This window comes from Allocoprococcus comes (assembly GCF_013300725.1).
In the GTDB taxonomy this organism is placed as follows: domain Bacteria; phylum Bacillota; class Clostridia; order Lachnospirales; family Lachnospiraceae; genus Allocoprococcus; species Allocoprococcus comes_A.
In genome coordinates, this window is record NZ_JAAIMM010000016.1 from 55,164 (window position 1) to 67,390 (window position 12,227).

Consider the following 12,227-nt stretch of genomic DNA (forward strand, 5'->3'; position numbering starts at 1 on the left):
ATGAGCATTCTGTCTGCTCATCCCCTTTGCTGATTTTTTCAGTTTACTGAATCTGCATTATTTTCTTTTTCTGCGCTTCCAGGCAAAGCCGCCCATACCTACTCCGAGCGAAGAAACTGCAAGTCCTAACCAGCCAAGTACGTTTGCCGGATCTCCGGTCTTCACAGAATCGCTTCCGCTTGTCTTTGATCCATTTGTTGTACCATCTGTTTTCTTTACAGATGAGCTGTCTTTCTTTGCAAGTGCCTTGATTGCTTTGTTCAGGCTGTTTGTTGCATTATCTACTGCTTCCTGGCTTTCTTTTGCTTCCAGTGCTTTCTGGGCATCTGAAAGTGCGCTCTGCAGTGCTTTCCAGCTATCTGCTGTGTAATCTGCTTCTTTAAGCGCTTTTGCGTCTGCAATTGCTTTTTCAAGAGAAGCAGTATTGATTGCAACCGGTTCTTCTTCAGCTTTAACCAGTGCATCTTTTGCTGCATTTAAAGCAGCAAGTGCCTGATCAACTGCATCCTGACTTTCCTTTGCTTCCAGTGCAGTACGTGCACTCTGCAGTGCTGCCTGGTATACACTCCAGCTTTCTGCTGTGTAGTCTGCTTCTTTGAGGTTATCAGCTTCTGCAATTGCAGCTTCCAGTGCTGTTGTATCAACCTCTGCCGGTGCCGGAGTCTCTGCTATCTTGTAAGTAAATGTAAGCGGAGTTGTATAACCTGTTGAAGCTACTGTAATCTGGAATTCCGTTCCAGCTACCGCATCCTTAAATGGATCTGCATCTGTCTTGATCGTACCATCCTTATTGATAATAACTACGGAGCCTCTTCCACTTGCTGCATAATCTTTACCATTTACATTTACAGAAGTAATATTTCCAAGATAAGCTTTAAGCGCATCTGTGTCAAATCCTGCTGCCTCTACAAGTTTCTTGTTCTCTGCATCATATGCTGCAGGCATATCTTTTGTTGTCAATGTAAATGTTGTAACAACATCTGCATATTTCTTGTTCTTATCTTTAATTGTGAGAGTATATTTTCCAGGTTTTACAGAAGCTGCTGCTCTGCTCTCTGTCGCTGCTTTAAAAGTCAGCACATTACCTTCTACCGACACATCCAGTCCAGCCACACTGTATTCCGGATCAAATCCATCCGGAAGCTGTACATTGATTGTAGTCTTGCCTGCTTCAATATCTGCATCTGCAACTTCTGCTTTTGTAGTTTCTGATTTTACAGGAACATAGATATCTTCGATATCCATTGTATATACCCCATTTGTTGTATAATACTCAATGCTGTCAATCGTCTTACCCATCATAGATTTATAGTGTTCAGAAGATGTCGGGCAACCATGTACTTCACTTGTAAATCCGGTACTCCATGCGATTTCATTACCTCTCCAGATATTTTCCAGATGACGCATACCATAAGCGGTTCCGTCTGTTGTCTTTACTACAACTGCATTTACATTATCTGATGTGATTTCTTCTGGAAGTCCAGCAAGATCAAGCTCATAATCTCCATAAGATGTTTCGGTTGAAAGTTCAGCTGTAACTCCTTCTACTTTCGTTGCTTCCTGACCTTTTACTTCACTGAACACAAGATTTCCATCTGCATCGACAGAAGCTTCTTTATAGTTTGCCGGTGCTTCTGTAAGTGGATAGTATGCATAAGATGCATTCTCAAATAATGTGTCTTTTCCAGTCAGTGTTGTGGTAGTTGTCTGTCCTCTGTTTGTAACTGTAATTTCTACGGAATCACTGTCTTTCACTTCTTTATATTTTGAAAGATCTACCGAAGGGTCTACTTTTACAGCATAAGTGATGCCATCAATCTTGGATCCATCTGCATTTTCATGGTATGATCCACCTGCAAGACCTTTGGTTCTGGTCTTGTTCTTTGTCGCAGAAGTAAATGCATCTACCGCAATATCATTACCTGTTGTTTCAGCTTTGTAGAATTCTGCGTATGGGATGTTCATGAGAACATATTGCGCTTTCACAAGAGAGCCAATTGCATCTGTCAGATGTTTAACCTGTTCGTTTACTTCTGACTTCAATGGATTTTCTGACTTAAGGAGATCTTCTGATTCTTCCAGTTCATCCTGCATCTTCTTCCAGCTATCAGTAGTATACGCAGATTGATTCAAGGCTTTTGCTTCATCGATCTTGGCCTGCAATGCCGCTATTTCTTCTGCACTTGCTGTTTTTAATGTGGCAATATTCTCTGTTCCAACCTCAAAATTATAGCTGTAATCAGCATAACCAAGTCCATAAATCGTAATCTTCCAGTAACCGGTTCCATCTGTATTTTCCGGCAGCTGGCATCTTAAAGAATCAGTAAGTCCAAGCTGGATCCCCATTGATTTATGCATCCAGTTATCTGCTGCAAATTTCGTTCCAAATACTCTTACCGGATTTGTATAAGTACCATCATTTCCATAGTATGTCCATTCAACAGCCTGCATTGCAGAACCAAGTCCGCCATAATTTCCATTAAAATCTACACGGATGAATTCTCCATAGCTTCCAACTTTATCTCCTGCTTTGACATCCGGAGTAACATCAGCAGTTGCAAGCTGTGTATCCTTTAATCCAGAATAAGATCCTGTTGTTCTTGCTGAAAATGCGAAAGAACCATCTTTCTGCTTTTCTGCTGTCTTAAGACCATTTGTATTCGCTGTTACATCTGCAATCGTTTTGTATGACTTGAGCTGGTTTTCACCGTATCCACCAATCAGTTCACCGCCATTTTCTACGACTGTATATTTTTCTTTCAATGAACTCAGATCTACTGTTTTTACCTTAACCGGCACATATTTAAGACCGGTTACTTCATATTCTTTCTGTGTAAATGAACTTCCATTTTTTGCTGTAAATACACCTTTTGCATAAGTATAAGTCGTACCATCTGTCATCACTGCCTGATCTTTACCTTCCCAATGTGACAAATAATGTTTTTCACCCTCAGTGTCTTCAATCACTGCAGTACACTGAAAACTTCCTCTGTGAAGTCCATGGTTTGTTGTAGCTCTTGTAACAGTGTCAAACGCACCTTTATCATATTCATTCCTTGAATCTGTAACATCTGACGATTTTGTACTTCCTGCATTATACACCCCTTCATTTGCCCAATATTCAGCCCAGCTCATTCCAACATAAACATAAGAATATTCACTGTCTTCTCCAGACACTTTATAAGTAAATGTATACGGCTGATATCCATCTTCTGCAATTGTTATAGCAAATGCATCTCCTGCTTTTGCATCTTTGAATACATCTTGTTCAAGATCAAGTTTACCATCTTCTTTAATCAGTTTTACTGCTTTCTTTCCAGATGTTGCATATTCTTTTCCATTTACTGTCACAGATGTAATATTTTTTAAATATATCTGATATTCGTCTGCACTTGCATCCTCCGCTTTCTCCAGCGCCGGTTCTTTTCCGTCTTCATTATATTTTGCCGGAATTGCTTCTGTATACAAATTAAATGTAGTTGAAATTGGCGCATAAACACCGCTCTTATCATTGAGAGTTAATGTATATCTGCCTTTTTCCGGTGTCTTATTAAATGTGATTGTTCTGGTTGTGCCTTTCTCGGTTTTTGTAATATCTACTGTATAGGCATCTTTGTCCAGTCCTTCGATTTCGTATTCTTCTTCAAAATCTTCTAGAATACTACTTACTGTGATTGCTGCACTTTTAGCATTAATTGATGTATCACTAACAGAAACAAATCCTGAGAACTTCTTTGCGACTTTCTGATCCATTGGAATTTCATAAATTCCCTTGTCTGTGTAGTAAGTTACTTTATTGATCGTCTGTCCCATCATCGCAGCATAATCTTTATAATCAAGGTTGTTTCCCTTTGACTGTGTTACAAATCCGGTACTCCATGCAAGTTCTTTGTTTTTCCAGATATTTTCCAGATGACGAAGTCCATATTTGCTGCCTTCCTCGGTACTGATTACTACACCATATACAGTTTTAATCTCTGACGGAAGTCCGCTTATATTTAACTGATAATCACCATATCTTGATGAAGTTGAAAACTTTGTTGTGGCATCTGATAAAGTCTGTACCTCTGTTCCTTTTATTTCACCAAAGCTCAGGCTTCCATCAGAATTTACTGTTGCTTCTTTATAGTAAGATGGTGCTTCACTTAAAATATAGTATGAATAGCTTGCACTTTCAAATAATGCATCTTTTCCAGTATAAGTTGTTGTCGTTTCACCATTTTTTGACTGTGTAGTAATATCAACTTTACTCTCATCTGTAATCTGTGTGTAATTTTTCAGTACTGATGCATCACTGATCTTAACCGGGAAAGTTACACCTGTAATATCCGATCCATCACTGTTTACATGATAAGATCCTGCTACAAGTGTTCCTCTCGTTTTCTGCTTTGTTGCTGATGAAACCGCATCCGCACCTGTCACACCTTCTGCTTTGTAGAAATCAGCATATGGAATGTTCATTAACACATAGACTTCTTTCTGTACTTCCGGAGTTTTTGCTTCAAGTGCATCCATTGCATCTGTTAAAGCTTTTGCTGCTGCATCGACTGTTGCCTGGTCTTTTGCTGTAAGAGCATTTTTTGCTGCTGTCAGCTTTTCCTGCATATTACTCCATGACTCTGCAGTATAATCTTCCTCTTTATCTTTAAGTGCCTCCGCCGATGCAATTGCACCACTTAACGCTGTCGTATCTACTGTTACTTCAGTTGATGCTGCCGGAGCAGACTGAATCGCTTCGAGCGCAGCTGCTTTAACTGCCGTTGCTGTACATGTAGCACCAGTCTTTGTATCCCAACCGTTTATTGTATCTTCTGTCGCATCTTTATCTTTTAGTAATGTGTTGATTCCTTTTGACTTATTATAAGCCTTGTTAAAATAAGAATCATTAGTAGTTGAATCATATCCATTCTTAGGCGTAACCGTAATATTTGAAAATTTCCCATCGGAAACAATAAGGCTTACCTCCACATCATACTCATCCCAATCATTTTCATCATCCGGATTATTAACAACATGCTTTGTTGCTGTATAAGTTCCATCCTTTGCAACTACACTACCCGATGCCGCAAACACCGTCGACGGGCAAAGTCCAGCTACCATCGACATCGCCACAGCCATTGTCATAGCCTTTGTCTTAATCGTTCCCTTTCCCATAATTACCTCCTTGTTGTTGATAAAATTTATTATTAAGTCAGCTTCTACTAACCTATAATCAAAAAAAATTTAAACTACCTGTGCTGCTCTCTCCGATTCTCTTTTTACGATCGGAAGCAGCTTTTTACTTATCATTCCCATCACGAATCCGGTCACTGTACCGGCGATCAGAAGTGCCGGAAGATAATAAACCAGTTTCAGATTCTCTACTACAATGGATGCCACGATAATCTGACCGATATTGTGTGACACGCCTCCGGCGATACTGACTCCGGCTACGGAAAATCCTTTCAGCCTCTTCATCAGTGCCATAACCAGAAAGCTTAAGATTCCTCCTGCCAGACTGTATATGATCGACATTCCATTTCCAAACAAAAAGCCGGTCAGAAGGATCCTCATAACTACCACCAGAAATACTTCCGGAAGTTCCAGGAAATACAGCCCGGTCACAGTCACCAGATTGGCAACTCCGAGCTTCATTCCCGGTATCCCGAAATTGATCGGTATTAAGCTTTCCACATAACTGAATATCATCGCCAGTGCAACCAGCATTGCCATATTGGCAAGTTTTCTGTTTTTATTCATCTGCTATTCCCTTTATCATTTTGCGATTGTATCCGGAGCTGCATCTTCCGAATCCGATACTCCAGAATTCTGCTTACTTTCATTTTCCAGAACCTCTACCACAAGCTTATGCGGCAGACAAACGATCGTCTGTGTATGCCCGCTGATCTTTCCCTGTTCCTCGCAGTATCCATCCGGGCAGTTTGCCTCTTCCATATACGCCTTTCCGTCTTCAATCCGGATCCGGTTATAGAAATCGCCATCCTTTACTTCGATGGTCTGATCCTTCGATAAGGAATACGTTCCATAGATTTTCCCATCCAGCGTAACCTGGATTTGATTTCCTTCTTCCCCTCTCGTCAGTTGCATCACAAGCAGCATCGCAAGCGCAATCACAATAATCCCTGCTCCAAGTATTAGATCTTTCTTCTTCATCTTCTATACACCAAGCCAGAGCAGAAGCATTAGTAAGATCACTGCCCGTAAAATCGTAAACCAGAATTCATTTCCGCAAAGCCCTTTCACACCGGTATGAATATTTCCTTTCGGACAGGTATCGATACATTTCTGGCACTGGAAACAGTCACCTTCTACCTTTGGAGATCCGTCTTCCGGAAGTCCGATGTTAGAAGGACATTTCTTCGTACATGCCTTACATCCTTTGATGCAGTTTTCCCGATCTCTGTGAAGAGCGAAAAACGGCAGGACCGGAAGCAGCGAAAAAACTGCTCCCATCGGGCAGAAATTTCTGCAGAAAAAACGTTCTTCAAAGCACATTCCTGCAATGATCAGAACCAGAAGGACGAGTCCCACCAGATATCCGCCAAGCTTAAAGTTGCCGGCATGTAGCATGGAAAATACATCCCACGGGCTGGTTCCTTTTGCCTCGCTGTAGACACCTGCAAAGCACAGGATTGAAATCAGTGCCAGTACAATATATTTCAGATAACAGAGCTTTTCTGTCCATGCATCCGCGATCTGAAGAGGTTTCTTTTTTATCTTTTTACAAATCCACACATAGAGTGCATGCACGCCGTCTCCCAGCGTACCGAATGCACAGGCAAATCCGCAGAAGAATCTTCCGAACAGGATCGTGTAAATACAGATCACAACCAGTACTGTCACAAATGAGGTCATGGAAACCTTCTCGCCTGCACCGATCTGTGTAAATATGTATTTCACTCCGGCAAATGCCGCTGTATACACAGATGGGATAAACAGGAAATACAGTACCTGGATCAATGCTCTCAGCCATACATGTAATTTTTTTATATCTTTCGCCGTTAAATTATGAATATCCATCTTTTTCACGTTACTTTACCGCCTTTTCCAGCGCCTGCTCCGATGCGTTTTTGATTCCGGTCGAGCTGAATGTCGCACCGCTAATCGTATCTACATCCGCGCTCTGTGCATCGATGATCTTCGGAATAATATCTTTCGCCATGGAAAGGTATGCTCCGTCTTCTTTTTCCGCAGATACCACATTGATTTCTGCGATCTTGCTTTTCTCAATCTTTACTTCTACCTGGATCGTTCCACCAAATCCATCGGCTTCCCCGGTATAGGTTCCGTCCTTGTAATTTGTGGAATCTCCATTTTCGCTATCTGATTGTCCGTTTCCGACAACCTGTGCGGAAAGCCGGGCAATCTCATCTTCTTTCGCGCGCGCATCCAGCACCGAATTGTATCCCAGAAGAACCCCCACGATTGCAAGCATACTTACCAGTCTTACCCAGAATTCTCTCATTGTTATTCAGCCTCCGTATCTGTCGGTCTTTCTGCTGCTTTCAGTACTTTTTTGCATCCTTCCAGGATTGCATTGGAAGAGCAGGTTGCGTGGGAAACAGTATCGATGTCCTCCGACATTCCTTTTTCTATGATCTGAGATACCACGCCTTTTATGCTTGACGTACCATTTGCTGCTTTCAAGATATATCTGTCATTGTCGCTTGCACCATCACCTGTAATATCTGTAATCGCTACAATCTTATCATCACGGATCGTCACTGACATCGTCAGATTATATCCTTCAAAATCTTCGTCTTCATCTGGTTCACAAGGTACGGTCACTTCATAGGTTCCACTGAAATACTTCGTATTTTCCTCGTCTTTTCCATCCTTCGATTCAAGCTGTGCGATTGCCTTTTTCAGCTTTTCTGCTGCTTTGTCAACCGCAGTCTGTTTCGTTTCCTCCAGAGCTTCTTTTGCATCCGCAAGTCTTGTCTGAAGAACTGCCCAGCTTGCCTCTGTGTATGCATCCTCTTCCAGCTTCTCAGCTTTCTCGATCAGTTCTTCTAACTCTGTCACATCCGGCTTCTCATCAATGGATTCTCCATTTGTCACTTTCTCAGCCTGTTTCAGTGCATTCTTGATTGCATTTAACAGTCCTTTGGAGCTGTAGGTTGCTCCTGACACGGTATCTACATCGTCTGTCTTCTGTGTCTTGATCACTTTCTTCACAACATCCATTGCCCGATTGAAGAACGCCTCATCATCGGAGCTTTCTGTGATCAGGATCGCTTTGATCGTCTTTTCCTGGATCACGACTGCAACGGATACATCCCCGCTGTAGCCTTCTGCTGTTCCGTAATAGATTCCTTCCTTGTACGGAACGGTTCCGGTTACGGTAGAATTATTGTTGTCTGATGAACCATTGTTATTACTGTTGTTGTTATTGTTATTCTGTGAAGTATCTGATGTACCATTTACCGCCGCCTGGCCCAGTGCATCCCGCACTGCCTGAATAATTCCGACCGAACTGTAGGTTGCCCCGGACACCGTATCCACATTGGTGCTCTGCTTTGCGATGATAGAATCTATCAGAGAAGCTGCTTTGGAAATGTAATCGCTTCCGTCACTGTTCTCCACAATCTGGATCGATGCAATCTTTCCTCCGCTGATTTCTACCATAACCTTCAGCGGACCGCCAAATCCGGTTCCTGAACCGTAGTAGGTTCCATCCTTATATGCTGCCGCATCCTCTACTTTTGCCACACTGGTCGAACTTCCTGCTGCCGCCGCTGTCTGGCCGGACTGTGCCTGTCCTGTCGTGCTGTTATCCTTTTCCCCGGTCAGCGCATTTTTCACCGCACTGATGATTCCTCTGGAACTGAAAGTTGCTCCCGATACAGTATCCACATCCAGTGTCTGTCCTTCAATGATCTTGTCGATCACCGCTTTTGCCCGCGAGAAAAATGCCGCATCATCGGAAGAACTCAGAATGTCAATCGAAACGATCTGCTTATCCTTGATCTGTACCGATACCGTAATATCTCCTGCGTACCCGGTTCCGGTTCCTTTATACACACCGTCCTCCAGATCAAACGAACCTTTGGCTGCTGTCTTTTTTTCTTCTTTCTTCTCTTTTGTCTCTTCTTTTTTTACCGGTGTTTCTTCCTGCGTCGCTGCATAGACCGGCGCTTCATATCCGCTTAAGGAGCCTGCCACGCACGCCGTAACCAGTGCAACTGAAAGAACGGGTGCAAACGGTTTTAATTTTTTACCGGTTTCTTTGATGTCCATCTCTCATTATCCTCTCATTTCATGCAAATTATTTCATAATAACCTTCATGCCAAGATCCGTTGTAAAGCTGTCTTTCAGACCTTCTGTCACATAAATCGTTCCATCATCTGTCGCAAGGATCGCCTCAAACTCATCGCTGTGCGCCTTCCAGAACTCTGCCGCTTTTTCTTCTCCCATGATAAAAAGCGAGGTAGAAAGTCCGTCTGCAAGGGTTCCGTCCGAGCTTACGATCGTGACAGATACCAGTCCGTTCTCTGCCGGATATCCGGTCTTCGGATCAATAATGTGATGATAGGTCATACCATCTTGTTCAAAATAGCGTTCATATCCACCGGATGTGATCACCGCTTTATCCCGAATGGATAAAACTCCCAGATAATCCTCCGTGTCGTCCGGACTCTGTACCGCAACCCGCCAGTCGCTTCCGTCTGTCTTGGTTCCGAGTGCCTGTACATTTCCACCCAGATTTACCAGACCACTTGTAATCCCGCTTTCTTTGAAAATATCCATAATCCGCGAAGAAGTATAGCCTTTTGCAATTCCTCCGAGGTCGATTTTCATCTGGTCATCTTCAAAAGAGAGTTCTCTCGTATCCTTATCGTATGAGATCTTCGCTGCATCCACATGCTTCAGAAGCCCTGTCAGTTCGTCAGCTGATGGCACACGGAAATTCTGTGTCGGAAATCCCCACGCCTCCATAACCGGATAAATTGCGATATCAAATGCCCCATCCGTTTCCTTATTCAGTTCCAGTGCGCGCTTCACAAGATATCCTCCATCTTCTGAAAGTGTTGCACTTTTCTGTTCATTCAGTTTTGCAATCTCGCTGTCTGCATTTCCCGTCGATAAAAGTGCATCCAGTCTTTTAATCTCTGCCTCAGCAGCATCCACTGCCTCCTGTGCTTTTTCTCCATATGCAGTCACTGTCATATAAGTGTCCATTGCAAAAATGTCTTTCGACGCCTCGGTATCCGTAGAAGTCTGCTCCGTACTCTCTTTCGAACTGGCTGTACTTTCACTTTTTATACTCTTTGTCGTATCCTGTCCACTTTGACCGCATCCGCCTGCAAATACAGATACACACAGACAGACCGCAATGATCATATTTCTGAATTTCATTTTGTTTCCTCTTTGTTTGTATGTTCTAACTTAGAATAGTTTATATTATTATTAGTTAGTATGTCAATATTGAAATTATCAGTTAAGAAAATTTCTCATTTTACTTCTTTTTGGGATACACAAAAAGAGCTTACAAAAAATGTTTCATTACACTTTCTGCAAGCCCTTTCGCTCTTTTTCTAGTATTCTAATGTTTTACTCATGACATATCTTCGTTTCCCGCCATATTTCTTTGTCTCAAGAACTGCCTTCATTCCAAGCTTTTCCATATTGCGAAAACTGTATATATTATCCGGATGAACTGTTGCCATCAGATACCGCATCTGCTTATTTTTTACGATTTCTTCTGCCTGGCAGAAAAGCTCATATTGCAGACCATATCCCTGATACTCCGGTTCTACAACTGCGATCTCCAGATGCGCAACCCTTTCCATTTCTTCCCGGGAAATCTTCAGATATTCTCCCAGGTTATCCTCTGCCATTCCCGGGATACGGACAATCATTATCGCCGCTGTCTGTCCATCCTTCTTTGCCAGCAGGGTAAATCCTTCCTCACAGATATGCTTTGCAAGAAATCTTTCGTCCTCTGCCTCAAACCATTCCTTCACAGGAACAATTTTTCCTGCAAGCTTTACCATACGGCAAATTTCAGGAAGATCCTCCTCATTCGCCCTGCGGAACTGAAACGCATTTTTCTTCGTCATACTCTTCATTTACAGCATCTCAACAAACGCAGCAAGTCTGGTGTTCAGCTGTCCGATGTCTGCCTGAGAGTAATCAGTTTCCACACTGATATACGGAATTCCCTTTTCACCTGTTACAAACTTACGGATCGTATTAGTCTCCACATTGTAAGTATGACACGCCTGAAGGATCATATCCACTACACCGTCTACCTGATATTCATCGATCAGTCTTCCAAGAAGCTCCAGACGATTCGGATTCGGTGTCATAACCGAACATCCGATGCTGAGATATCTTCTTGCGATTGCATCGTAAATATCTTCGGCATCCTCATCCACCATCTTGTCAATAGATTTGGCACCACTGCAGTTCTCAAAAGTTACAACAATACCGCCATTGTCCTCTACCGCACGGATCACTTTTTCTGTTGCTCCTCCGATCGGACATCCTGTGATCAGAATACGCGGTTTCTTCTCTTCCATCTTGCCTTCTGCATATTCTTTTTCAATCTTCGCAGTAAGAGCATCCACTTCGCCCGGGATCAGGGAACGGTCAAATTTGAAGGTGCTTCCGTACAGAACTTTGAACAGATCCTGTCCTTTGATCGGAGCCGGATCATGTTTCATTACTTCATAAAGCTTCTTTAAGGACTGACGTGCTTTATTCTCTGTCTTTACAGCTTCACGGATCTGCTCTTCCGTGATCGTCACGCCAAATTTCTGTTCCAGATATTCCTTGAAACGGATGATCTCGCCTTTCCAGAGCTGAAGTCCCGGTTCTCTCTGGCTATTCGGAAGTTCCATGACAAATACATCTTTGAACTCTGACATATATTCATACATCTTCTTCTTTCCATCGCAGGTTGTTTCCCCAACTACTACGTCTGAGAAATAGAAGAATGGACATTTGTCTGTCTTTGCAAATCCATAACTTGATTTGATCAGCGGACAGAGATTCTTCGGAAGATCCTTTTCTGCCTCCGGAATCGTCTCGTCCGAAGTCGAGCAAAGGCTTACACATCCTGCTCCCATCGCCATTGCAATCTCTTTCGGGAAATATGTACAGTAAGATCCCACAACCGGAACACCTTTTTCTTTCAGCTCCTTAACAGCCAAAAATGATTTCTGCCTCTGCTCCGCAAATTCTTCAAATACCTCTGGCAAATCTTTAATCAGTTCCATCT

The 12,227-nt window shown here is 42.6% G+C and carries 9 protein-coding genes; all 9 read right to left on the reverse strand.

Annotated elements, in window-relative coordinates:
* Nucleotides 1-57: 57 nt before the first annotated feature.
* On the reverse strand, nucleotides 58-5,154 hold the full coding sequence (locus G4407_RS09920) for a penicillin-binding Tp47 domain C-containing protein (RefSeq protein WP_173688769.1): 5,097 nt from the start codon (nucleotides 5,152-5,154) through the stop codon (nucleotides 58-60).
* Nucleotides 5,155-5,223: 69 nt separating this feature from the next.
* On the reverse strand, nucleotides 5,224-5,739 hold the full coding sequence (locus tag G4407_RS09925; RefSeq protein WP_173688770.1) for a Gx transporter family protein: 516 nt from the start codon (nucleotides 5,737-5,739) through the stop codon (nucleotides 5,224-5,226).
* 15 nt (nucleotides 5,740-5,754) lie between these two features.
* Entirely contained in the window at nucleotides 5,755-6,153 is a 399-nt protein-coding gene (locus tag G4407_RS09930; protein ID WP_173688771.1) for a NusG domain II-containing protein, read from the reverse strand.
* 3 nt (nucleotides 6,154-6,156) lie between these two features.
* Nucleotides 6,157-7,020 carry a 4Fe-4S binding protein gene (locus G4407_RS09935; RefSeq protein WP_173688796.1) on the reverse strand — a complete coding sequence of 288 codons (864 nt, stop codon included), beginning with the start codon at nucleotides 7,018-7,020 and terminating at the stop codon, nucleotides 6,157-6,159.
* A gap of 10 nt (nucleotides 7,021-7,030) precedes the next feature.
* Nucleotides 7,031-7,465: an FMN-binding protein gene (locus tag G4407_RS09940; RefSeq protein ID WP_173688772.1), complete on the reverse strand. Its 435-nt coding sequence runs from the start codon at nucleotides 7,463-7,465 to the stop codon at nucleotides 7,031-7,033.
* A gap of 2 nt (nucleotides 7,466-7,467) precedes the next feature.
* Nucleotides 7,468-9,240: an FMN-binding protein gene (locus tag G4407_RS09945; RefSeq protein ID WP_173688773.1), complete on the reverse strand. Its 1,773-nt coding sequence runs from the start codon at nucleotides 9,238-9,240 to the stop codon at nucleotides 7,468-7,470.
* Between the two features lie 28 nt (nucleotides 9,241-9,268).
* On the reverse strand, nucleotides 9,269-10,360 hold the full coding sequence (locus G4407_RS09950; RefSeq protein ID WP_173688774.1) for an FAD:protein FMN transferase: 1,092 nt from the start codon (nucleotides 10,358-10,360) through the stop codon (nucleotides 9,269-9,271).
* A 179-nt stretch (nucleotides 10,361-10,539) separates the two neighbouring features.
* Nucleotides 10,540-11,073, reverse strand: coding sequence for a GNAT family N-acetyltransferase (locus G4407_RS09955; RefSeq protein WP_173688775.1), 534 nt, complete (start codon nucleotides 11,071-11,073; stop codon nucleotides 10,540-10,542).
* Nucleotides 11,074-12,225, reverse strand: coding sequence for a double-cubane-cluster-containing anaerobic reductase (locus tag G4407_RS09960; RefSeq protein WP_173688776.1), 1,152 nt, complete (start codon nucleotides 12,223-12,225; stop codon nucleotides 11,074-11,076).
* Nucleotides 12,226-12,227 lie beyond the last annotated feature (2 nt).

Coding starts and splice junctions, on each gene's coding strand:
- G4407_RS09920 (WP_173688769.1), bottom strand. CDS start 5,154: ATGGGAAAGGGAACGATTAAGACAAAGGCTATGACAATGGCTGTGGCG.
- G4407_RS09925 (WP_173688770.1), bottom strand. CDS start 5,739: ATGAATAAAAACAGAAAACTTGCCAATATGGCAATGCTGGTTGCACTG.
- G4407_RS09930 (WP_173688771.1), bottom strand. CDS start 6,153: ATGAAGAAGAAAGATCTAATACTTGGAGCAGGGATTATTGTGATTGCG.
- G4407_RS09935 (WP_173688796.1), bottom strand. CDS start 7,020: ATGGATATTCATAATTTAACGGCGAAAGATATAAAAAAATTACATGTA.
- G4407_RS09940 (WP_173688772.1), bottom strand. CDS start 7,465: ATGAGAGAATTCTGGGTAAGACTGGTAAGTATGCTTGCAATCGTGGGG.
- G4407_RS09945 (WP_173688773.1), bottom strand. CDS start 9,240: ATGGACATCAAAGAAACCGGTAAAAAATTAAAACCGTTTGCACCCGTT.
- G4407_RS09950 (WP_173688774.1), bottom strand. CDS start 10,360: ATGAAATTCAGAAATATGATCATTGCGGTCTGTCTGTGTGTATCTGTA.
- G4407_RS09955 (WP_173688775.1), bottom strand. CDS start 11,073: ATGAAGAGTATGACGAAGAAAAATGCGTTTCAGTTCCGCAGGGCGAAT.
- G4407_RS09960 (WP_173688776.1), bottom strand. CDS start 12,225: ATGGAACTGATTAAAGATTTGCCAGAGGTATTTGAAGAATTTGCGGAG.